The organism is Prevotella sp. DNF00663 (assembly GCF_001553265.1).
Taxonomy (GTDB): Bacteria; Bacteroidota; Bacteroidia; order Bacteroidales; family Bacteroidaceae; genus Prevotella.
Genome location: NZ_KQ960659.1, coordinates 59,702 through 83,723, shown reverse-complemented (window position 1 = coordinate 83,723; position 24,022 = coordinate 59,702). Strand labels below are relative to the sequence as shown.

20 protein-coding genes and 1 pseudogene are annotated in these 24,022 nt (G+C 43.3%); 10 read left to right on the top strand and 11 right to left on the bottom strand.

The genetic code is table 11. The annotated features are described in order from the left end of the window. Positions 1–4 precede the first annotated feature (4 nt). Positions 5–292 (top strand): TfoX/Sxy family protein, encoded by a 288-nt coding sequence (locus tag HMPREF3034_RS10590; RefSeq protein WP_369796378.1) that lies wholly within the window; start codon positions 5–7, stop codon positions 290–292. A gap of 91 nt (positions 293–383) precedes the next feature. Here HMPREF3034_RS10590 and HMPREF3034_RS10585 read toward each other — a convergent pair whose 3' ends face one another. The 3 genes from HMPREF3034_RS10585 to HMPREF3034_RS10575 form a co-directional block, all read right to left on the bottom strand. Further along, positions 384–1,145 carry an ABC transporter ATP-binding protein gene (locus HMPREF3034_RS10585; RefSeq protein ID WP_036899497.1) on the bottom strand — a complete coding sequence of 254 codons (762 nt, stop codon included), beginning with the start codon at positions 1,143–1,145 and terminating at the stop codon, positions 384–386. A gap of 12 nt (positions 1,146–1,157) precedes the next feature. After that, complete coding sequence (locus tag HMPREF3034_RS10580; RefSeq protein ID WP_062435433.1) at positions 1,158–1,904, bottom strand: MlaE family ABC transporter permease; 747 nt, start codon at positions 1,902–1,904, stop codon at positions 1,158–1,160. A 77-nt stretch (positions 1,905–1,981) separates the two neighbouring features. Then, positions 1,982–3,328: an ATP-binding protein gene (locus HMPREF3034_RS10575; RefSeq protein ID WP_062435430.1), complete on the bottom strand. Its 1,347-nt coding sequence runs from the start codon at positions 3,326–3,328 to the stop codon at positions 1,982–1,984. Positions 3,329–3,958: 630 nt separating this feature from the next. Here HMPREF3034_RS10575 and greA point away from each other — a divergent pair. From greA to HMPREF3034_RS10555, 4 genes are all read left to right on the top strand, one after another. Beyond that, on the top strand, positions 3,959–4,426 hold the full coding sequence (greA, locus tag HMPREF3034_RS10570) for a transcription elongation factor GreA (RefSeq protein WP_036899485.1): 468 nt from the start codon (positions 3,959–3,961) through the stop codon (positions 4,424–4,426). Between the two features lie 35 nt (positions 4,427–4,461). Beyond that, complete coding sequence (locus HMPREF3034_RS10565) at positions 4,462–4,857, top strand: HIT family protein (protein WP_036899482.1); 396 nt, start codon at positions 4,462–4,464, stop codon at positions 4,855–4,857. A gap of 167 nt (positions 4,858–5,024) precedes the next feature. Further along, positions 5,025–7,682 carry a glycoside hydrolase family 3 N-terminal domain-containing protein gene (locus HMPREF3034_RS10560; RefSeq protein ID WP_062435428.1) on the top strand — a complete coding sequence of 886 codons (2,658 nt, stop codon included), beginning with the start codon at positions 5,025–5,027 and terminating at the stop codon, positions 7,680–7,682. A 90-nt stretch (positions 7,683–7,772) separates the two neighbouring features. Next, positions 7,773–9,482 (top strand): ArnT family glycosyltransferase, encoded by a 1,710-nt coding sequence (locus HMPREF3034_RS10555; RefSeq protein WP_062435457.1) that lies wholly within the window; start codon positions 7,773–7,775, stop codon positions 9,480–9,482. Here HMPREF3034_RS10555 and HMPREF3034_RS10550 read toward each other — a convergent pair. From HMPREF3034_RS10550 to HMPREF3034_RS10525, 6 genes and pseudogenes are all read right to left on the bottom strand, one after another. Beyond that, positions 9,452–10,387, bottom strand: a complete 936-nt coding sequence (locus HMPREF3034_RS10550; protein ID WP_062435425.1) for a glycosyltransferase family 2 protein — start codon at positions 10,385–10,387, stop codon at positions 9,452–9,454. The genes HMPREF3034_RS10555 and HMPREF3034_RS10550 overlap by 31 nt on opposite strands. Before the next feature lie 129 nt (positions 10,388–10,516). Further along, positions 10,517–11,104, bottom strand: a complete 588-nt coding sequence (locus tag HMPREF3034_RS10545; protein ID WP_036899474.1) for a porin family protein — start codon at positions 11,102–11,104, stop codon at positions 10,517–10,519. A 202-nt stretch (positions 11,105–11,306) separates the two neighbouring features. Next, a complete protein-coding gene (locus tag HMPREF3034_RS10540; protein ID WP_036899471.1) occupies positions 11,307–11,837 on the bottom strand; it encodes a porin family protein in 531 nt (176 codons plus the stop codon). Positions 11,838–12,034: 197 nt separating this feature from the next. Continuing rightward, positions 12,035–12,445 (bottom strand): annotated as a pseudogene (locus HMPREF3034_RS10535) (outer membrane beta-barrel protein); the annotation flags it as partial. Positions 12,446–13,252: 807 nt separating this feature from the next. Beyond that, positions 13,253–16,654 (bottom strand): DEAD/DEAH box helicase, encoded by a 3,402-nt coding sequence (locus tag HMPREF3034_RS10530; protein ID WP_052052948.1) that lies wholly within the window; start codon positions 16,652–16,654, stop codon positions 13,253–13,255. Next, positions 16,627–17,124: a methylated-DNA--[protein]-cysteine S-methyltransferase gene (locus tag HMPREF3034_RS10525; protein WP_036899470.1), complete on the bottom strand. Its 498-nt coding sequence runs from the start codon at positions 17,122–17,124 to the stop codon at positions 16,627–16,629. Before HMPREF3034_RS10525 ends, HMPREF3034_RS10530 begins: the two co-directional genes overlap by 28 nt. 18 nt (positions 17,125–17,142) lie before the next feature. On the opposite strand from HMPREF3034_RS10525, the gene HMPREF3034_RS10520 reads away from it, so the two are divergent. The 4 genes from HMPREF3034_RS10520 to HMPREF3034_RS10505 all read left to right on the top strand — a co-directional run bounded on the left by HMPREF3034_RS10520 (position 17,143) and on the right by HMPREF3034_RS10505 (position 20,260). After that, complete coding sequence (locus HMPREF3034_RS10520; protein WP_062435420.1) at positions 17,143–17,400, top strand: hypothetical protein; 258 nt, start codon at positions 17,143–17,145, stop codon at positions 17,398–17,400. Positions 17,401–17,591: 191 nt separating this feature from the next. Beyond that, positions 17,592–18,044: a hypothetical protein gene (locus HMPREF3034_RS10515; protein ID WP_156431115.1), complete on the top strand. Its 453-nt coding sequence runs from the start codon at positions 17,592–17,594 to the stop codon at positions 18,042–18,044. Between the two features lie 372 nt (positions 18,045–18,416). Then, positions 18,417–19,235 (top strand): LPS export ABC transporter ATP-binding protein, encoded by an 819-nt coding sequence (lptB, locus tag HMPREF3034_RS10510; protein WP_036899461.1) that lies wholly within the window; start codon positions 18,417–18,419, stop codon positions 19,233–19,235. A gap of 365 nt (positions 19,236–19,600) precedes the next feature. After that, positions 19,601–20,260, top strand: a complete 660-nt coding sequence (locus HMPREF3034_RS10505; protein ID WP_197421763.1) for a peroxiredoxin family protein — start codon at positions 19,601–19,603, stop codon at positions 20,258–20,260. A 209-nt stretch (positions 20,261–20,469) separates the two neighbouring features. Here the strand turns inward: HMPREF3034_RS10505 and HMPREF3034_RS10500 are convergent, their stop codons facing one another. Continuing rightward, entirely contained in the window at positions 20,470–21,246 is a 777-nt protein-coding gene (locus HMPREF3034_RS10500) for a porin family protein (RefSeq protein WP_036899455.1), read from the bottom strand. Between the two features lie 9 nt (positions 21,247–21,255). Next, entirely contained in the window at positions 21,256–22,386 is a 1,131-nt protein-coding gene (locus tag HMPREF3034_RS10495) for a PCMD domain-containing protein (RefSeq protein WP_036899450.1), read from the bottom strand. A gap of 258 nt (positions 22,387–22,644) precedes the next feature. Here HMPREF3034_RS10495 and tig point away from each other — a divergent pair, with 258 nt between their 5' ends. Continuing rightward, positions 22,645–24,000, top strand: a complete 1,356-nt coding sequence (gene tig, locus HMPREF3034_RS10490) for a trigger factor (protein WP_036899448.1) — start codon at positions 22,645–22,647, stop codon at positions 23,998–24,000. Positions 24,001–24,022 lie beyond the last annotated feature (22 nt).

The window sequence follows — 24,022 nt, the reverse complement described above, 5'->3', positions numbered from 1 at the left end:
AGATATGGCCAGTCAATTAGATTATGTACAGTATGTGGCCGACCAAGCTGTTGGAGCAGGCGTAATTACCTTCAGAAAGATGTTTGGTGATTACGGAATCTATTGCGATGGGAAAATTTTCGGCCTTATTTGTGACGATCGGTTCTTTGTGAACCCGACTCAAGCGGGAGCAACTTTGCTTGGAACTCCCGTATTGGCGTCACCCTATGATGGGGCGAAAGACTACTTCCTTATATCGGATGTGGACGATAGGGATTTTTATCTCGGCTTTGGTAAAAGTAACTTGTGCTGAATTGCCTATGCCTAAAGTCAAGAAGAAAAAGTAATATTTGAAATTTTTATTAGGGATGGTATCCGCCAAGCGGATACCATTTTTTGTTTTATTATCCTGTAGTATTAGCGGCCTTTACTTTACGGAAGAGGTCGGAAGCAAACACCAATGCATTGAGTTTCTCGTTCGTCGAGTTCATCACCTCGTCTTTGCTACCCTGCCATTCTTTGTGCCCTTGATAGATAAAGAGAATATTCTCACCGATGCCCATGACTGAGTTCATGTCGTGGGTATTGATGATGGTAGTAATACCAAACTCCTTGGTGATGCCCGAAAGCAGTTCGTCAATGACAAGCGAGGTCTTCGGATCGAGTCCGGAGTTAGGTTCGTCGCAGAACAGGTACTTGGGATTCAGCACGATGGCACGTGCTATGGCCACACGTTTTTGCATACCTCCGGATATTTCTCCGGGGAATTTGTTCTGCGCATCCAGCAAGTTTACGCGTGCCAAGCAGTCTTGTGCCCGCTTCTGTCGTTCTCTCAGTGTCATGGTAGAGAACATATCCAGTGGGAACATCACGTTTTCCAATACGTTCAGCGAGTCGAATAGGGCTGCACTTTGGAATATCATGCCCATCTCTCGACGCATCATGACGCGCTCACGCTTTGACATTGTCACGAAGTCGCGTCCATCGTAGAGCACTTGACCAGCTGTTGGTTCGAGCAATCCCACGAGATTTTTCATCAAAACTGTCTTTCCGCTACCGCTTTGTCCGATGATAAGATTGGTCTTACTGTCCTCAAACACCACATTGATGTCTTTGAGTACGGTCTTGTCTTCGAACGATTTAGTGAGATGTTTTACTTCTATCATTGTATGCGGAAATTAAGATAAGAGTTGAGTGAGGAACACATCCGAGAACAATATCAGCACACTGCTGCTCACAACAGCATCGGTACTCGATTTTCCTACTTCAACAGAACCGCCTTCGACGGTGTATCCGAAGTACGAAGACACGCTAGCTATGACGAAGGCGAAGAATGTACTCTTGATAATACTCATCCATACGAACCATGATTTAAATGCATGTTGCAGGCCCAATGTCAAGTCATCGGGCGACAACATGTGCCCTATATAAGCCGTGGCGTATGAACCTATGATACCCATGAACGAACTGAAAATGACAAGAAACGGCATGATGGTCATCAGCCCTAATATCTTTGGCAGGATGAGATAGCTTGCCGAGTTTACGCCCATGATGTCAAGTGCATCGATTTGTTGCGTCACTCGCATTGTTCCCAATTCGGAAGCGATGTTCGACCCCACCTTTCCGGCCAATATCAGACACATGATAGAACTGGAAAACTCCAGCAACATAATCTCGCGAGTAGTATATCCCGTTACCCATCGAGGCATCCATGGACTTTGGATATTCACTTTCATCTGAATGCAAATCACTGCTCCGATGAAGAAAGAGATGAGCAAAACGATGCCAATGGAGTCGATACCCAATTGCGACATCTCCTTCACGTATTGTTTGAAGAACATGCGCATGCGTTCGGGACGGCTGAATGTGCGCCCCATAAGCAGTAGGTATTTACCTAATGTATTGAGATATTTAAAGATAAGCATATCGTTGCAAAAATACGAAATAAAGAGGAAAACGACAAACGAAGCCTTTGTTTTATTATCGTGTTGGTTAATATGTATTATTTATTTTCGTATGAATGTTGGTCTCGGAGATACTTTTTCAGCAAGAAAGTGAGGAAATAAGGAAATGTATAGAACTTTCCGTTAAATCCAATGTTCTTGTTTCCTAGTTTGATTCCGTAGTGAATATCCGGATAGTGTGCACCCTCTATGAGCTTATTGAGTGATGGTGTGGAATTATCATTAGCTTTTACTTCGACAGGGATGAGCGATTTTGTGTCCCGAACAAAGAAATCCATTTCAATAGAGCTTTTATCATTGCGATAAAAATAGAGTTGGTACCCTTGTTTGACAAGCATTTCACCAACGATATTCTCGTAGAGTGCTCCCTTGTAAGTTCCGAAATTTTGGTTTAGGCGCAAGTCGTCTTGTGCCTCATCATCCAATGATGCAACGAGTAGACCGGTGTCATGGAAGTATAGTTTATAACAATTAGGCGAATAATTTCCTTTTAGTGGCAGTTCGGTATTTTCAAGCAGATAACATATATTGATGATTCCTGCATCTGCAAGCCAGTCAATGGTACCTACATATTCCCTGTTACGTGCCCCTTTGGCAATCTTTGATATTTGGAATTTTTTATAGTCTTTAGCTAGGAAAACGGGTATATGGCTGTATACTTGCTTTATTTTTCCTTTGTCCAAACCCTCTGCGTACTTGGTTATATCTTCTTCGTAGTCTCTTAGGAGCTGTCGTTGTAGATTTAGTGACCCGCTAAAATTTCCTTTTTCTATAAATTTGTTGACGACGGCCGGCATACCTCCAAGAATCATATATTCGTGGAATAGAGACATGAAGATATGCATTTCCCCCTCACTAAATGGCGTTAAGGTCGACATGTGTGTATACATGTCGTCGATAATCTGTGCATTATAGCCGCGAGCCCACAGGAATTCTTCGAAGTCCATGGAGTACATATCGTAGTCTTCTTTGTAACCTACGCTCACTGATTCAATCTCTTTGTAGCTGATGCCCATAAGTGAACCGGAGCAGATAACATCGTAGCGCCCATCTATGGCAAAGGATTTTAAGCAAGTCGCACAGCTTGGACAGGCCTGAATCTCGTTGAAGAAAATAAGCGTTTCACCAACTATGAATTGGAATTGTGGATTGCGTAGAGAGAGTTGTTTTAATATTTCGTCTACCTCGTAACCGTTTTCAAAGATAGATTTGAAATGAGGTTGCAAGACGAAGTTCACTTCTATCACACTGCGATAGTTTGCCGTGGCAAATGAACGAATAGAGGTTGATTTGCCTATTTGGCGTGCTCCTTTCACGATAATAGGAAGACGATGCTCCCGTTTGCGCCACTCTGCCAAGTATGTATCAATCTTTCTGTTAAGCATTCTAGATGTTATTAATCACAAAAAATGAACTGTTTTTAACCGTAAAATCACATTTTATGCATATAAATATAGGTAAAAATCACAAAAATCAGACTGTTTTGGGGCTAAAAATCACATTTTCCGGAAAATAAAAGGCAAGGTATTAGTTTTGTAGAGCCTATCTTTATCTTCTTTAAACTTTTTATTTCTCACTTTTTACTTCTTACTATCAGCGGACTGCAGAGGTGGGGCAACGTTGCTGTTCGGGCTTGTCAGCAAGGCTGTCTAGGCATTGCAGCGTTGTTGTTGCGCCCATGCACTAACTTCTCCTCAGTCTTCTTTCAAGAAGAGGGAGAACTTTTGAGTTGGTAAGTAGGCGAGTTTGGAACGAGAAGTGAGAAGTCTGATTAGACCGAGGAGGATTATGGGAGTGTCACTTTGACTTTGGTAACAAATATGGACAAAAGTTTTAAAAGTGTAAATTTGGGAGAAATAATTGGTTGTTAACAAAATAATGTCTATCTTTGCCAACAGAATAGACATGAAGTAGACAATGGAAAGTAGGATTCCGACAACACAAAGGCTGTCGGAATTCGTCGTTTTTGTTGTATCTCGGAAAAACTTTAAGACAATTTTTAAAATTTATTTTATATGGCATACATGTCACAAGAAGGCTACGATAATCTCGTAGCACAGCTCAAACAGCTAGAAGCTGTAGAACGTCCTAAGGCATCGGCCGCTATTGCAGAGGCTCGTGACAAGGGCGATTTAAGTGAAAATTCGGAGTACGACGCCGCTAAAGAGGCACAAGCTCATCTTGAAGATAAGATTAATAAAATCAAGCTGGCTTTGGCTGAGGCCAAGATCGTAGACGTATCTCGCCTCAGTACTGATGCTGTACAGATTATGTCGAAGGTGGAGATGACCAATCTAGCCACTAAAACCAAGATGACTTACACCATCGTGAGCGAAAGCGAAGCCGACTTGAAAGCCGGTAAGATTTCGATTAAGACTCCGATTGCGCAGGGATTGCTGAACAAGAAGGTGGGCGATGAGGTGGAAATTAAGATTCCACGAGGCACTATCAAACTGCGTATCGACAATATTTCGCTAGACTAAATCGAAAGTTTTATCAACTTATAAACAGACACGCGATGGATATTTTTTCAAAGATTGCAGCCGGAGAGATTCCTAGCTACAAGTGTGCGGAAGACGAGAACTTCTACGCTTTCCTTGATATTAATCCCTTGGTGAAAGGGCATACACTGGTGATTCCGCGTCGTGAGGTAGATTATATCTTCGATATGGACGATGAAGAGTTGGCTGCTTTCCAGCTATTTGCCAAGAAAGTGGCTGCCGCTATCAAGACAGTTTTCCCTTGTAAGAAGGTTGCTCAGGTGGTATTGGGATTGGAAGTGCCCCATGCACATATCCATCTGATGCCAATTAACAGCGAGGCCGATGTGGATTTCCACAAAGAGAAGTTGCAGTTGAACGAAGAGGAATTCAAGGAAATAGCAGCTAAGATTTACGCCGAATTCAAGAAATAATTATCGTTCATAGCCCATCATAGGCAATTAGACCATCATACAAGAGCGGATGTATCAATTTTGATACATCCGCTCTTTGCGTATATACATTTTTCGATAAATTTATTTTGTCATTTTATTTTATTTTCGTAAGTTTGCAGTCAATCCTTATATACATAATAAAAACCATGGACAATACTAAGCAAAAGCAGCATTCCAAACTTTGTAAAAAAACTCTTTCGACCATGATGAACGGTGTCATGGGTATACTGTTGTTGTTTTCTACGACTCTTAATGTACAGGGACAAAGCAAAAAAGTCGATTCATCCATCCCACTATACAAGGATCCACAGGCACCTGTAGAGCAGCGGGTGGAAGACCTTTTGGGTAGGATGACGTTGGAAGAGAAAGTGGCGCAAATGCGGCATATACATTTTAAACACTACAATTCGGACGGACGCGTCGACATAGATAAATTGATCAAATCGACCGATGGTCTGAGTTTTGGATGCGTGGAGGCTTTTCCTTATTCATCGGAGCAGTATCTCAATGCCATGTACCAGATTCAGAAGCACATGCGTTATCACACTCGACTCGGCATACCTGTTATTCCTGTGATGGAAGGATTGCACGGAGTGGTACAAGATGGATGTACTATTTTTCCGCAATCCATAGCTCTTGGTGCGACTTTCAATCCGCAGCTGATACGAAAAGTCGGTCATTTTGTAGGCAAAGAGATGCAAGCCATTGGCGCCAAACAAGCGTTGGCACCCGACTTAGATATTGCCCGCGAACCGAGGTGGGGGCGCGTGGAAGAGACGTATGGCGAAGATCCGTTGCTCATTTCAAAGATGGGAGCTGCCTACATCAATGGGCTTCAAGACCATAAACAGATTCCTACGCTCAAACATTTCGTTGCTCACGGCACTCCGGAAGGTGGTCTGAACCTCGCTTCTGTACGCGGTGGGCGTCGAGAATTGCTGGGATTATACGCCAAACCGTTTGAATATGTCATCCGCGAATGCCATCCGCTCAGCGTGATGAACTGCTATAGTTCGTACGATGGAGAACCTATAACCTCGTCACCTTATTTCCTTAAATCGCTCTTACGTGACAGTCTGCACTTTAAAGGATATGTATATTCCGATTGGGGTTCGGTCTCTATGCTTGAATGTTTCCACCATGTGGCGGGCAACAATGCCGAGGCTGCACAGAAAGCGATTACTGCTGGACTGGATTTAGAGGCTAGTAGCGATTGCTACCAGTATGCATTGGAACTTATCAGACAAGGTAAGATAAGCGAAAAAGACATTGATGATGCTGTGCGACATATACTCTATACGAAGTTTGCATCGGGACTTTTCGAGGATGAGTTGCCCGATACGATGGGGCTAAAGAGGAATGTACACACGCCCGAAGCGATAGAGGTGGCACTCAATACAGCTCGTGAGAGCATCGTATTGTTGGAGAATAAAAATGATTGTCTGCCATTGTCGGCGGATAAACTGTCGAGTATCGCGGTGGTAGGACCTAATGCCGACCACGTACAATTTGGCGATTACTCATGGAGCGACCAAAAGAAAGATGGTGTAACACCGTTTGAGGGCATCCGAAAATTGGTGGGAAAGCAAGTACAAGTGAACTATGCCAAGGGATGCGACCTATGGTCTCAAGATAAAAAAGGCTTTGATGAAGCTGTCAAGGCTGTGCAGAAAAGCGACTTAACCATCGTATGTGTGGGTACGCAGAGCGCACTCTTGGCACGCGCTTCCGACCCTGCTACAAGCGGTGAGGGCTTCGATTTAAGCAATCTTACGCTTCCCGGTGTACAGCAGGAACTCGTAGATGAAATCGCTAAACAGGGTAAGCCGTTCATCGTTGTGCTGGTTACAGGTCGTCCGCTCGTTACGGGTAGTTTCAACAAGCGTTGCAATGCGCTGTTGGTACAGTGGTATGGTGGCGAACAAAGTGGCACTGCATTGGCCGAAGTATTATTTGGTAAGGTGAACCCTTCGGGACGCTTGCCCATCTCTTTCCCCAAGAGTGTAGGTCATCTGCCTTGCTATTACAACTATCTTCCTACCGATAAGGGCTTCTATAATAGAAAAGGTACGCTCGAAACACCGGGACGTGACTATGTTTTCTCCGACCCTTATGCCGAATATAGCTTTGGTTTTGGGCGCTCCTATACTCGCTTTGCCTATTCCAATCTGAAGGTACAGCGTCGTAAATTGGCAGAGAAAGACACGCTAACCGTCACCTTCGACGTGACCAATCAAGGCACACGCATCGGTATGGAAGTCCCGCAACTCTACATTCGTGATCTAGTTGGCTCGGTAACTACGCCTGTTAAGCAACTCTATGCTTTTGAAAAGGTGGCTATTGCCCCCAAAGAGACGAAGCAACTGACATTCAAAGTGCCTGTAGGCGAGTTGGCTTTATACAACAATGAATACAAGAAAGTGGTAGAGCCGGGCGATTTCTCGGTGATGATAGGCAGTTCGTCAGACAATATTTTGCTTACAGATACCGTCACGGTAGGGCAAAACAATCTTACTACGGCAACGGTTAGCAACAGTCAGAAAGGAATCAAGAAGGCCGATTTAGGCAAATCTATTAGCATCGTAGGAGTGGTAAGAGATGTGCAAGCAACCCCGATGAGACAGGTAAAGGTGTCGACCAATGGTGGTAAGACAACGGTGTTGACCGATAAGAAAGGTGTCTATCGTTTGCAAAGTCGCGTGGGAGACGTGCTCGTCTTTGAGGAAAAAGGGTATCAGACGGTCAGGCTCACCGTCACTCCCAATGCTATATACGATATAGAGATGATTTCTGCGGTTCAATAATAAGACGCTGTTTTGCTGCGAATTATAGGTTTATATGCAGCAATGTGGACATAAATGGCTATTTTTGCAGTCAAAATAAGCATTGAAGATATGTCAGAGAATAGAAGCGTATTGTTGTGGACACTCTTATTTGTAGCCTTCGTCACTACGTTACCTTTCCTTGGTCTCACCGAATTTTATTCTAAAGGTGAACCGCGCGAGGCCGTGGTGGCGTTGAGCATGTTGAAAGATGGCAACTGGATATTGCCTATCAACAATGGTGGTGATATCCCTTATAAGCCACCATTTTTCCATTGGATTATCGCCCTCCTTTCGCTTCCGCAAGGCTATGTCAGCGAGTTTACAGCCCGTTTGCCTTCTGCTTTGTCGCTCATCGCTATGACTGTAGGTGGCTATCTGTTCAATTCGCGCCGCAAAGATGCAAGTATTGCCTTTATGACAGCGATGTTGACACTCTCGGCTTTCGAGGTTCATAGGGCTGGAATGGCATGTCGTGTCGACATGGTATTGACGCTTTGCATGGTCGGCAGTTATTGGTTGCTTTACCGTTGGTGGGAACGTGGTATGCGTGGATTCCCCATTTGGGCCGTTCTGAGCATGAGTGGGGCAGCCTTGACCAAAGGACCTGTGGGTATCATCCTGCCTTGTTTTGTTATTGGCGTGTTCATGTTGATTCGTGGAGTATGTTGGTGGAAGGTGTTTGGAAAGCTCACTTTGCTGGCTATTGCAGCCTGCATCATTCCCTCATTGTGGTATATTGCCGCTTATCATCAGGCCGGTGATAACTTCATCAGTTTGGTGATGGAAGAGAACTTCGGTCGATTCACCGGTACGATGAGTTATTCTTCGCACGAGCATCCCTTTACTTACAATTTCATGACACTGCTTGTGGGGTGGACCCCTTGGACATTATTGGCTGTCTTTTCGCTTTTCTCTATTAAGTGGAAACGTCCGCAAGGAATCGTCAACGGGTTACGCCAGCTTCGTACGTGTGACTCTTTCCAATTGTTCACGTGGTTGGCTTTCGGACTAACCCTGTTCTTCTATTGCATTCCATCAAGCAAGCGCAGTGTGTATCTACTACCCTGTTATCCGTTCATGGCACTACTGTTGGCTCAGTATATCGTCAGTCTTGTTCAACAGCATCGTCGTACTGTGAATACTTTTGTGGCTACACTGAGTGTTATCGGGTTTGTTGTTGTGGTTGCTTTCATCACTATTAGAACCGGCGTTATACCCGATACTGTTTTCCATGGGAAGCATGCCGATGAGAATATATTGATGCTTCGTGCACTGGAGAATGCCCCTCTGCATTTTGGAAACATTCTCTTGCTCGCACTTCCTGTGCTTATAGGGATTCCCGCTTTCTACACGGCGGTGCGCCATTCTCAACCTTATAGCACCCGCCATTTGATGGTGGCACACATGTTTAGTATTGTTTTTGTGATTTTCATGTTGCTTGATGGAGTCATTCTTCCTACTGTACTCAATGTGAAAAGCGAGCGTCCTTTGGCCGAATTTATCAATCATCGTTATCCTAAAGAGCCTGTTTACCAATATCTTGAGACCCCGATGCACCACTTCTTTGGAACTGATTTCTATGCCGGTGACCGCATTCGACAATTTGAACTAGACCGCCCGATGAGAGGTATTGTTATGTTGAAAGCCTCTGAGAAAGATGCTTTTGTGAGCAAACATCAAGATTATCGCTTTGTCAGTGATTGGCATTCGGCACGTCGAATAGCTGAGGTGAGAGATACGATATACTTCTATAGGTTTATGCGCTCGTCTACAAAATAACGTGGGCGGCGCTTTACTTCGGTATAAATCTTACCGACATAGATGCCCGTAACGCCGATACCGGTAGTCACGATGCCGCCAATAAACCATAATGAAGCCAAAAGTGAGGTCCAACCGGCTACCGTTTTGCCGGCTATATGCTCGATAATAGCATATATAATTGCCACCACAGATACTAGCATCATCGCTAATCCGATGACAGTAATCCACTTTAAGGGTGCAACAGAGAAAGAAGTGATGCCGTCTATAGAGAAAGCCAGCATCTTACGGAATGGATATTTCGACTCTCCGGCTACGCGGGCGGTGCGGTCATAATACACAAATCCCTCGTTAAAGCCTAATTGTCTCACCACACCGCGAAGGAATAAGTTGCGCTCGGAATACTGCATGAGCGCCTCAATAGCACGTGATGTCATCATGCGGAAGTCGGCATGATTAAACACAATCTCCTTGTCTACCTGCTTCATCAAACGATAAAACAACTGTGCTGAGACGCGTTTGAAAGCCGTATCTGTGTCTCTGCGCTTGCGAACACCGTACACAATGTCTTTCCCCGTCTTTACTTGGCGAGCCATTTCAATAATGGCTGTCTCGTCGTCTTGTAAGTCTGCGTCTATCGAAACGGCTGCATCGCATTTTCCAACGGTCTGTTCCAGTCCTGCCCATAGTGCATTTTGATGCCCTTCGTTGTGCGATAGCTTCAGTCCCGATACGTTTTGATATTGCCGAGCATAGTCTGTGATGAGCTTCCATGTACCATCTCGACTACCATCATCGACGAATAAGAGTCGGGCTTCCACTTCCTCTTCTTGTTTGAGGCGTTCGGTGAGCGTCTGCAAATGGTTGATACTCCAAGGCAATACCGCCTCTTCATTGTAGCAAGGAACGACAATATATATTTTCATGCGACCTTAGTATATACGGTTTATCAATTACAAAGATAGCTACAAAATATGAGAAATATAGTTGATAATACCAACAAAAAGAGCTTTCGCTAATGCGAAAGCTCTTTTATATTATTAAAATTGCTGTTTTTAGAGGTCAAATTTATAACCCAATGTAATCTGGAATACGCTGTTCTTGGCTGAACTTTCCTTGATAATTTCTGTCAATCCCCAATTGTAACGAGCATCAACTACAAAGTTGTTGAACTCGTATGAGGCACCTACAGGAACAGAAAAGTCAAACGACTTAATTTCATCTATATCTTTAGAAGCTTTGATTCCGTTAGCTTTACCCTCTAAAGAACTACTTATTTTGAATGCCGGCTGGATTCCAAGTTTTACAGCGAATCCCTTAGCAACATATACATTGGCCATGATAGGGATATTGATATAATTTAATTTAGCTGTGGCTGGGGTATTAATTCCATTAACTACCTCTGTTCCTTTTGCTCCTTGCATAGAATAAAGAGCTCCGGCACTGATACTAACCATATCGGTTACTTGGTATTCAAATTCAGCACCAGCTGCCAAACCTACCCTGATATCACCTTCAGATTTTGTAAAATTGGCAAGATTCAAGCCTACTTTTGGTTGAACAGTGATTGAACCGACAGCATGTTGTGCAAACATTGCTACAGAAGATAGCATCATGGCAGCTACTAATAGAGTCTTTTTCATAAGGTTTATAATTTAGAATTAATTGTTGTTACATTCGCAAATATAGTGTAAAGTAGCTTGTGTAACAAATTTTTATACAAATATCGTTACTTTATTTATATCTTTTAACAATAATGGACTGCCCATAGTTAGTGCCCATTATATAAATAAAAAGAGCTTCCACTAATGCGGAAGCTCTCTTATATCAGTATAATTGATATTTTTACAAACCGAATTTATAGCCCAATGTAATTTGGAATACGCTGTTCTTGGTGTCAGAAAAGTCTGAAATCTTGGTCAATCCCCAGTTGTAACGAGCATCAACCACGAAGTTGTTGTATTCGTATGACAGACCAACAGGGATAGAGAAGTCTACTGTTTTCACGTCAATGTCTTTAGTAGAACTTTCATCTCCAACTTTAAGCTTGTATTGGCTGTTCACGTTGAAGCCCGGTTGGATACCCAATTTTACAGCTAAGCCTTTAGCAACATATACATTTGCCAAGATAGGAACATTGATATAGTCGAGTTTAGTCGTCAAGTTATGAACCTTGGCTCCTTGCATTGAATACAACGCACCGGCACTTACGCTGACGATATCAGAAGCTTGATATTCGAGTTCTGCACCTGCTGCCAAGCCAATACGTGCATCGGCGTCTGACTTAGTCAAGTTAGCGATGTTCATACCAATCTTAGGTTGGATTGTCAACGAACCTACTGCGTGTTGTGCGAATGCTGCTACTGTAGTCAACATCAATGCTGCTGATAAAATGATTTTTTCATACTTGTTTCTAATTTTTGTTATTTATAGATATATTATCTCTTTAAACTCTCTAAAGCAAAGAGGGGGTGACAAGCATGAAAGTTACAAATGACCTAACGATTTTTACTCAAATAAAACTTTATATTATTTTATTAATATTTGTGAGAGGCTGTGTACGTACGCTCAAATTATAGTTTCAGACGATACCCCACGCTTAGTTGGACTGCTATCTTTTTGGCACTTGTGTTGGGATGGACTGTGATTAACCCTTCGTTAATCATCAAATCAAGCATTATGTTACGGTTCTCATAGGCTATACCTACAGGCAATGAAATATCAAAGAGTCTGACACCATAAACAGAATATGGGTATGTGTCGCCTGCAAATCTTGTTTCTACTGCATTATTCAGTCTCAACCCCGGTTGTATACCAGCTTTAACAGAAAAGTGACGGACAAAAGTTACATTCATTAAGATGGGTATATTGATATAGTCGAGTTTCAAAGTGCTGTTAACACTATTTCTCCCTTGGTTAATTATGCTGACTGCTCCTTGCATCGAATACAAAGCACCAATACTGAAACTGATACTTTCTGTAGCTTGATACTCAAACTATCCACCGGCTACTATTCCATATCTAGGGCCGGTAGCATCAGAGTTTGTTACATTGGCTATGCTCAAACCCACTTTGGGTTTAAATCAAAATGTACCTATATTGTATTGTGCAAACCCTGCTATTGAGCATAGCATGAATACTATAACTAATAATACTTTTCTCATAGATGTCTGATGTTTTAAATGGTTTTGAGCTTCTTTTCTCTAAAGTGATATATTTGATGGGCTATTTACTACTTGCAAATATTAAGATATGTATGAATATTTTGTAAGTTTTTAGGATAGAATTTTTACATCTATATATAACTTTTATTTCGCTATTTCATTCTTGTTATCTATAATTTGTTTGTTACAAGCTTGCGTCAAGGCATCACATGGAAGATACTTGCACTAACGGCTCCAAGTTTCACAGTATGCTGTTTCTGATTATAAGTGGCTCTACCTACTGAGTATACCAATTGTAGCTGCCTACCGTTAAAGTCAATCGGTTTATCTACTTTGATTCCACAGGGATTTATGGCTACTATATATGCGTCCTTTCTCTTCGTTTATAAGTCCGTCATCCATTGTTACAACTGTAACAAAAGGTAGCTTTCCCACATCATGCACGGCATCTTCGCAAGTATCAATACTGAAGCCTAAACTCTCACCATAGGAGATATGAGTACACCCACATATAACTTATATAGGGTGGCAAAGGCTTCTTAAGCATGAATTTTGTATAGCAATTTATACACAAATGGAAATGCTTACAATATCAGAGTACCTAATAAACGAGATGATAGAATATTCTTATCTTAGCATTCCGCCTTTCTCTTCCACATATTTCATTAACTGCGAGAAAAGGCGATTGCCTTGTAATATGTCTCGATTGCCCGTCAATATCAGTTGTTGACGGGCGCGTGTCAACGCCACATTGAGTTTGCGGTCGATGATTTGTCCGTCTTCCAAGAAGCAAGTAGCAGCTAAGAAATCAAGTTGATAGCTATGTTGGATGGTAAACGAGTACACGATGACATCGCGCTGGCTACCCTGATAGCGTTCTACAGTGTCGATACTGATTTGTTCCAAAGCCGGGATACCCAGTTTCTCGATACATTTTCGTATCATGGCAATCTGATTACGGTAAGGCACAATGACCCCGATGGTCTTCGAAACATCAAACCGTTCGCCATAAAAACGATAGATGCGCTCTACTACATCGGCTACAATGGCGGCCTCGTGTGTGTTCACTTTATCCGAGAGATGAGGCTGCCGACAGTATTGGGAGGCAATAAATACCATGCGATGAGACTTTAATAGCTCGTCCATACTGTCTTTGGCAGGCGCTAAATAGGGCAATCGCGTCTCGCGCTGATGGGGGAGTGGCACGGCTTGCAACTGTTCGTTGGCATAGAATTGCTGTGCCGGGAAGTCGGCAATATCAGGGTGCATACGCCCTTGTCGATTCAATACGCCTACAAAGTCGGTACGATGTTCGTGGCGTTCCCAACGCACCAATCGCTCGAAAAGCGAATGGCGGCAGTTGTCTAGTTCTATGTCTACCAATTCAGGAATATCCACTTCCGACTCTGAAGCGTCTTGTTGCACCACGGCCGGCAACTGTTTGTGGTCGCCAATGAGTATAAAACGGTCGGGATAGGTGAGCAATCCCACCAGTCCGGGTTCCAATATTTGGCTTGCTTCGTCCACGATGGCGAGTGTGAAGTGCTTCAAATCGAAGATATACGACTTGTTCTGAATAGTGCTGGTAGTCCCTACAATGATGGGCATACCGAGCAATCGCTGCTTGATGACATCGAGTCTAGGACTCTCTTCTATCAGGTTGCTGAGCAGCTGGTCGTGGAATCTTGCATCGCAAGTATACTCATTACCTATTCTAATATAAGGAAGTCTATGCTCTGAAAGCATTCCGCAGATTTCGTCTACGGCTCGATTGGTGTAACTCATCAGCAGTATGGAGGGGTTCTCCTCTTGATGTGCGAGGAATTCGCGTACCAAATACTGTAGTGCCATGCTCGTTTTCCCGGTGCCGGGAGGCCCTACCAACAGGAAATAATCCATTGCCTGCCGAGCGTGCAACACAATATTGTCGTAGTCGGGATGATAGCTTTGTGAGAGCGTCACGCAACGGTCGATGCGTGGCGCACGCTGTCCCAAAAGCAGGTCGCGGCGCGATTGTGGTGCGGTAATAAATTTATGAAGGCTGCGGATAGACGAGGTAGCCCCTAGATTACCTCCATGCTCAATAGCATAGCACATGCCGTCGTCGGCTTCGGGCGATAAGATATGAGGATTTTGCTGTCCATCGTTGAGGTGCACGACGAGTCTGCCGGTCGTAATTTCCACCAATGCGCCCTTGAAAAGTAAAGCTTTACGCACATCGGGTACGTCTCCATGGCGATACGCATAGAGATAAATCATGTCGCCACGACGGAAGTTCGGCAAGAAGTCTTCGCCCTGTGTGGGTACGTCAAGGGTTATTGTGTCGTATCCATTGTAAGCCGAACTCTTCGTGCGTTTGATGATTTGCAAGTCAGTATAAATGTTGCCGGTCTCCTTCTTCTGTGCCAACGGCATGTTCCAAAGGTCGGCTGTAGAATTGCCAACACCTTCTTGAGCTCCCACCTTCGATACCAATTGCTCCCGATACACAAAGGTCATCATACGGCAATAGTATGCATGTTCCAGTCGGGAGAGTCGTGTCAACGGTTCGGTTACGGCTTTGATTTGTGGTAATATCCACTGTTGGAAAAAGCGATTGTCCAGTCCTGCTTCGTTCAAAGTAGCAGGATTGAGCTGTGGAAGTATTTTTTCAAAACCGTTCAAAGCCATGTCGTATTTCGCAGCTACCAGTCGGTTGCGAAATAGAATGGCCTCCTGAAACAGTTTTCGGTAGTAGTTGACTACCACTAAACCGCCCGGTAAAGGGTACTTGGAGTAGAGCAGTCGTATGTCGGTCTTGTTGCTTCTGAGGTTGAAGTTCTGTCTCAATACTCCGTAATAGAGTAGCAACTGTACGTAGTGGTCTTCTTTTTGGAAGCTGCCATATTCATTAGGGCGGCCGGTCTGTATGCTGAAATTGCTGCCTGATTTCTGTTCCACCAACAGTTCAAAGTCGGTTGTCATCAAGTCGACACGTCCTTGGATACCGAGTCGCTCGCAAACAAACGAGGGTTCGAGAATCGCTTTTTCACGGTCGAAATCATGATCGAAGAGTTGGTCTACTGCCTCTTTTATATTTTCTACCTGTCGTTGCGCCGCCACTTTAAAGTTCTCCCGACGATTCAGGTCGTCGCATGTACAGTATTCCAGTGCCTTCTCTTTGAAATTATTCTTAAATGTCTCGCTCCACGAATAGTTGCCCCCACAGTTGATAATGTCGTCGAGGGCGGCTCCGGCAAAGTTTCCCACGAGGATGGCTTGCGAGTTTGCGGCCGGAGACATGCTGTTGACGACGTATGAAAGAGGGTGATGGCCATAGTCGGTGAAGCATCGTGCAATGCTACTAATGTCTATCAGATAATCGGGTTCCACCACGATGACCGATGACGGAAGGGGTATCAAGTGATTTTTCTCGCCACCGTCGGCCACGCTAAAGTCCAACAGATTGAGCTGTACCCCCTCGTGTAACAATTCATATATATATATAAGGTGTGGTTCGGTAGCATAGTCTACCGTCACCGTGTACTCTTCTACATCGGCATCGACCACGGCTGTGAAGTGCTGTTCGTTATAGGTACGCACGATACAGCGCAAGTATCGATAGTCTATGTGGTGTATCTCACGTCCCGGTCGGGCAGAGAGGGTAGGCAATTTGCCAACCAATGATGAGGGAATATCTACATGGAAGATAGCTGATATAAATACGGCCAATGCACGTAAGTCGTAGCCTAGTTGTTCGGCAGAGAGCTGTTCATTGCGGTTACTGTCGTGTCTCATGCGTTGGATTGCCACTGTATCGGCTATCGATACATGATGATGCCGACAGAGGAAGTCTACCTGTGCAAAGAGATTGCCGAAAGATTGGTGTGTCCCCATGAGCGCTTCGTGGCACGCAAGTACCAATACGTCGTGCATCATCTTGCTTACGGGTACTGTTCCATCGGCTCGCAGGATGTCGCCTACGAGCGAGAAGAGTTCGTCGGGAGTGACGGCCTGACGGCTTATCGAGTCAACTTCGACTTTTCCCATGCAATAAGTTGTTTCTTGAGTTCTGCCCCCCAATGGTATTGTCCGGTTGTTCCGTCTTTATGTACGACGCGATGACATGGCACTATCATGGCCAAAGGATTGCGTGCCACGGCTGTAGCCACGGCACGAACGGCACTCGGTTTACCCAGCCGGGTAGCAAGTTCTTGATATGACATAGTGGTGCCAAACGGAATCTTCTGTACCTCTTGCCACACCGAACGTTGGAAATCGGTTCCATAAAGCCGTATGGGCAGCTCGTGCTGATAGCCTTCGAAGATGACGCGCTCAACGGTTTGGGCTATCGTGTCATTTTGTACCGTCTCTGTATAAGTACCCCAACGCGCTGCCAACTCGTGAATGACAGCCATGCGATTGGTGCCTAGAAACTGCACATCGCAGAATCCTTCGAACGTTCGAGCAACCACTATTTCGCCAAAAGGCGACTGGGCAAAACCATAGACTATTTTCATATTACGATACAGATTAGAATGGCCGAGGCTTCAAACTCGGTATCGACAAAGTTACAGCAAATCAAAGACATGTGCAAATTTAATGTTGATGGGGCTTGCTTTGCACTATTTTGTTGGGACAGCTGTGGTGTGTACACCGTCTCTCTTTGGGGATATGGACTTGATAATAACGAAATCTTTGTATATTGCGGAGGCTTGGCAGTATTGCTGCATGAACTTTTCAGCAGTGCTGAAGTAGCTTCTCAGCATCGTTGCTCCAAGCTTGCAGTAAATTAAGGGTGAAGAGTTAAGACTGAGAAGTGGGGATATATTAATATCTGAATGGGCTAGTTGAGATGTTAATAAAATCTCTTTCGCGATTCAAATTTTGAAAAAATATTTAAAAAAGTTGTGTGTATGGAATTTGCATATTAATTATTGCAGCGCAATAAACGCAAATGTTATTATTTAATTGAAAGGATAACAAAATGGGCAATAACAAAATTTTTACGCTGATTTTCGCTCTAATTGTATCAGTAGGTATGGTTTCTTGTGATAAAAACGGAGTCATGGAAGCTGAGAAAAGTATGACAAAAGAGATGGTAAATTCTGTTACTTTGGAAGGTAAATGGACTAATATGGCAACGGCCGAAGAGGCTACAAATGGTATCACAGTGCCTACGGTCGCTTTCGACAAAACAAGCAATGCCGTCGTGGTTTGGGCTGATAGCAAGAATGAATTTAAGTCGAAAGATGAGAAATATCGTTTCACCTATGTTGATGGGAAGCTTCAGTTGGTAGATAAACCCACCGGTACGTCGGCCTACTATACACTAACTTTCTCGCCCGACAAGAAGAGTTTTACGCTCTCGGAGGTCAATGTGGCGAACGAGGATAAAGCTGATAAAATCGCTCAGAAACATTTGAGGCTGGTTCTATAAATTACCACCGCATATAGTCATTAAATTTTTATGAAATACGTTTTGCTATCTTTTGGCTTCTTTTTGGTTCAAAATGTAAGTTCGTTCAGTCGTGTAGCTCGCTACACTCCTTCACTCTCTTGCATTTTGACCTCAAAAAAAGCTCAAAATCTAACAAAGCTAATTTACAGAACCAGCCTTGAATATGCTTAACGAACGAGTTTTTCACAAACAATAATCAAAATCGGGATGTCTCAAACGGGCATCCCGATTTCGTTTTTGACGTAGATATGACATCCTGTTAATATCACAGAATAGCACTCTTTAGGAAAAATAGGACGACTTCCGATTTTTCTTTTTATCTTTGCATCGAAACAACGAAATGATAAAACGATGAACGAGACGGACAACGTACAGTTGCATGGCGATAAAGAAAGAATGGTGTTGCGCACCGAGGGACTGGTGAAGCGCTATGGAAAGCGCACGGTGGCCAACGGTGTAAGTATCAATGTGCGACAAGGAGAAATCGTAGGATTGTTGGGACCGAATGGTGCCGGCAAGACCACTTCGTTCTATATGACGACGGGATTGGTGGTGCCGAACGAGGGACATGTGTACATCAACGACGAGGAAATAACCTATGATCCGGTGTATAAGCGTGCCCGTAAAGGTATCGGATACCTGCCTCAAGAGGCCAGTGTGTTTCGTAAGATGAGTGTGGAAGACAATATCATGTCGGTATTGGAGATGACACAGCTCAACCACGAACAGCAACTTGAACGCTTGGAAACGTTGATTCGCGAGTTTCGCTTGGGTAAGGTGCGCAAGAATAAAGGCGATCAACTGTCTGGAGGTGAGCGTCGTCGTACCGAGATAGCGCGTTGTTTGGCTATCAATCCTAAGTTTATTATGCTCGACGAACCCTTTGCTGGTGTCGACCCTATTGCTGTTGAAGACATTCAGCACATCGTCTGGCAGTTGAAATATCGCAATATCGGTATTTTGATTACCGACCACAACGTGCAGGAAACACTCACGATTACTGATCGTGCTTACCTTTTATTCGAGGGTAAGATATTGTTTCAAGGTAATCCGGAAGAGTTGGCTAGTAATAAGATTGTACGTGAGAAATACTTGAGTAACAGTTTCGTGTTGCGCAAAAAAGACTTCCAAACGATAGACGAAGAGAAGAGAAAGCGCGAAGCGGAGTAGTTTTCTGGGTTGATGAGTTTGTAAGTTTACCCGATTTTCGCTTAGCATTCTCCCGCACCGGACGGCAAAGTTCGTACGGTTTTGGGCAATTGCATATTTGTAAGAGTTCGATACGTTTTGATAAACTATTTGTTTATTTGTGTCATTTCCTTTTTTTTCGTGGCTTATAGTGTATTATAAAGGATAAAAAATGCTTTGAACACGAAATAGAAAGTTGTAAATTGCAATATTGTATATAATCACATAAACTAAATATAAAGCTTATGAGAAAAAGTAATTCGACTAGAATGCTCCTGTTCTTCATAATAATGATATTCAATCAAATAGATTCATTTGGACAATTTTCATCGTTGAAAGATTCTCCTATGTTTAAGAATAATAAGCATAATATATTTAGAGAGACTTTGACTAATACTTACTATGAAATGTCTGAGATGGATAGTTTGTATAAAACAGGTAAATCGCCTTTTCAGATACTTAGTAATATTAAGAAAGGAGATAGCATTGTTTGGATGATAAAATTTATTAATGAAGACGATTTTACGATTAAGTCTCAATGGCTAAATAAAAAGTTTCCTTTAAAAGACTTTGTTGATATTCATAATATTCAGATTAAAACTAGTGAATTGACAGGTAAGTTTTTAATCATTTATTGTTGGAGTGTATCTTGCGGTCCTTGCATAAAAGAACTCCCTTATCTTAATGCACTTAAGGACAGTCTTAATAAGGATAATTATATTTTACTAGGAGTTACATTTGATAACTCTGTATCAATAAGAAACTTTTTTAAATCTAATCAACTTAATACATATTTAAATGACGAGAATCCTTCATTTGCATTTCGAATAATTCCAAATCAAAAGGAGTTTCTAAATAATGTTTTAGGAGTTAAAAGCTATCCAACAACCTTTATTGTTGATAAGAAAGGATTTATAAAGCAAATCATTGAAGGAGTTAACTTAGATGAACAAAAGAAGCCAAAGATATATTCAGAGATAATGGAAACTCTAAAAAGAATAGAATGAAATAAAACTGCATACAACCATGGTATATAAGTAATGGCTCTATGTTTGTCCGAAAGTATACTCCCGATGTAGCCGAATGCTTTTAGGTTTGCATTGTTTATCAATTGTTATTCTATTTATTTGATACGTAAACCGGGCCCAATCTCCATTTTCGTTAGATTGTCCCCGGTGCTCAATGTATGGCTTTGTAGCCCTTTGTTTCTGTCTGCTTAGAACTGATAACCGAACCCTACGTTTAGATATACAGGGTACATATTGAACGTAATGGTCTTGAAGTCGCCCTTAAAGATATTGGAGAAAGCCCATGTGAAGTCGGCATTTACCGAGAAATGTTTGTATGCTCGCCATGTTCCACCTATCTGTGCGCCCCATTGCCAACGTCGTAAGTCGTTGGTAAAATCGTAAGTTGCGGTCTTCCCATCGTTGAATACTATCTTCTCACCTGTGGGATTTCCTTGACGCAGATAACCGTCTGACACGTGTCCGGAGAAGTCGCCGTCGAGTCGTAGCGATGCGAATAGGCCTGCACGAACCTTCCAGCGATTGTTGAAACGGTAGTTGGCCATGACTGGAAGAGTGAGCAACGTATTGCTATATTTGGTCTTTACATAACCAGTCCAGTAGCCGGCAACGCGGTTACCGTCGTTGATAATCTCGGTACTGTAGTTCTTGACCGTGGCACCAGTTTCCATTCCCTTGTTCTCTAAACGCAATCCGGCAGACATGCCCCACTGCTTTTGGCTATCAAACCAGTGTGTGACGATACCTTCAATCGAACCTGCGAACTTAGGATTATAACTGTCGATGCTGCGAATCTCGACAGGAAGGGGGATCGGGGTAGCCCCACCGATGTTGATACCGGCACGAACTTCGTACTCCCATCCGTTTTTCTCGGAGTTGATAATGTTTTGATCGCGCTCTTGTTGCGCTTGTATGTTGGTGGCTACGGCTGCAAAGAGCAATGCCAAAGTGAATTTGATTTTCATTGTTTAAAGTTATTCGTAAAGCAATTCCATTTCGTCTATATAGAGCGTGCTGCCCACTGCTCCAATGAATTTTGCGCCATCGATGCTCGAAGACATGACGATAGCCAAACTGTATTTGCCCTCTTTGAGCTTGTTGGCATCAATGGTTTTGCCGTTCATGGGTTGGAATTTGATGGAGAAGAACGTCCATTCGTCGGTCTCTTTCTTTTCGGTGAGGCGTGCCATAGAGACGATATTGGGGCTTGTGAGCGAGTTTGTGCCGTCGAGATAAGGTGTGTCTTTAGAAGTCTCGAAGAATACTGCATAGACGTCGAATGTATCTTTTTGACCTTTTACCTCGTCTAGATTGGCATCGGTAACCTTTGCTCCTGCCTTGTATTTGTAGAAACCTGTCAGGTAAGTTGGAGTCTTACGGAAGGGTACACCAAAGTGGGTTAGTGTGGCCATATTGGCTACAAAGAGGTTGCTGGAGAACTCTCCTGTGAATAAGTTGCCAGCTGCTATCGGTGCTTTGAACATCTTACCAAGCTTGCCAGTATCCTTTGTCTCCAGCTTGACGCACTTTCCGATGAACCCATTTTCGGCTTGACAAGTGGGGTAAGTGTCGGGGGTGTCTTGGCTATGTGTTATCTTGTAACCGGCATTTCCGCTAGCCCAATCCATGATTCCGCCGTCGGATGTGTTGTCAGTAAATATTTGGTAGTACTCTTTATCTTGACCATTCCCGTGTATATAGTCTTTTTCGACGAAGTATTTGATTTTTTCAAAATGATACGTTGTGGCCGGGTCGTCAGAGATGAAAGACACTTTGTAGGTCTTTTTCCATTGTCCGTCTTGCGAAGTGACGGTGTAAGTTTGGGGTGTCATGAAGTTTCTTACAGTTCCGCTTGCTGGTTCTATAGTTGCTCCATCGGTGAGTGTAAAAGTGGGAGCGAGCTTGGTTACATCGTTCCAACCGTTGATATAGAACTTCACCTCGTCGTTGGTGATAACCGGAGTACGAATGAGCATGCTTGTATTGGTCAAAGCACAAGCTGTAATGTCGGCTTCTGCATTCTGTGCTTCGTCCTGAATACAAGACGTAAATGTGCACGATAGCAGGGCCATCGCTGCTAAGAGCGAGTACTTGAATTTCAACATAATCTAATGCCTATTATATTTTGTATTGCGTATATATAGACCGCAAAAATAATAAAAGATACGGAGAAAAGCGGCGCGGCGTCTATAAGATTTGTAAGAAATACTAAAAAAGAAGTTAACTTATTGCAGGAACACAGTTAATTTTGTAATTTTGCATCCCATTGTAAAGTATTGGCAGTTACCGGCTTTTGGCATGGTCTTTGCTTAATGAAAGAACAAGAATAATAAAAAACATAAATAATAAACAAAACATCGAAGATGAATATCTCATTTGAAAATCCCGACAAGATCAATGGTCTGTTGACCGTTACAGTCGAAGAAGCAGATTACAAAGAGCAAGTCGAGAAGACATTGAAAGATTATCGCAAGAAGGCTAACTTTCCGGGATTCCGTCCCGGTATGGTTCCTATGGGACTTATCAAGAAGCAATTCGGCGAGTCTGCCAAGATGGACGCTATCAACAAGTTCGTAGGTGACCAACTTTACAAGTATATCCAAGACAATAAGATTCAGATGTTGGGCGAACCTCTTCCTTCAGAGAAGCAGGAACCACAAGACTTATCAAAGGAAGCTCCTTACACATTCGCCTTTGATATTGCTGTAGCACCTGAATTCCAGTGCGATTTGAATGGTCATAACAAGATTGACTATTACAATATTACCGTAGACGATGCGCTTATCGATCGCCAAGTAGATATGTTTGCGTCTCGCTCAGGCAACTATGGTAAGGTTGAAGACTATCAAGAAAACGATATGTTGAAAGGCGATTTGCGCGAGCTCGACGAGCAGGGTAACACCAAAGAAGGTGGTATCACGGTTGAGGCTGCGGCGTTGATGCCTAGCTATATCAAGGTAGACGACCAGAAGAAACTCTTCGATGGTGCTAAGCTGGGTGATATTATTACCTTCAATCCTCGCAAAGCATATCCTGAAAATGACACAGAAGTATCTTCATTGTTGAAGATTGATCGTGCACAGGTGGGCGAACATACCGGTGATTTCAGCTATCAGATTACAGAAATACAGCGCTTCCAGAAGCACGCAGTAGACCAAGAATTGTTTGATAGTGTCTTTGGTAAGGATGCAGTAAAGGATGAGAAGGAGTTCCGCGATAAGATTGCTGAGGGCTTGAAGGCTCAGTTGGCAACCGATAGCGATTACAAGTTTATCCTCGATGTACGTGCATACTGCGAGAAGAAAGTTGGTAAACTCGAATATCCTGATGCATTGTTGAAGCGCGTTATGCTGCAAAACAACAAGGAGCGTGGCGAAGAGTTCGTAGAAAAGAACTATGAGCAGAGCATCAAGGAGTTGACATGGCACTTGATTAAGGAGCAGCTGGTGGCAGCACATAATATTAAGGTGGAAGATGCAGACGTACTTGAGTCGGCTAAGGAGACCACTCGTGCTCAGTTTGCACAGTACGGTATGAACAATATTCCTGAAGAATATATCGAGCAGGGAGCTCAGGAATTGTTGAAGAAGCGTGAGAATCTCGATGGCTTCGTGAACAGAGCTGTTGACCGTAAGCTCGGTGCTGTCTTGAAGAATGTTGTGAAGTTGAATGAGAAAGAAATCTCTCTTGACGACTTCAACAAACTGATGGAAGAATAATTCAAGGAAGTTGTCGGTGCGA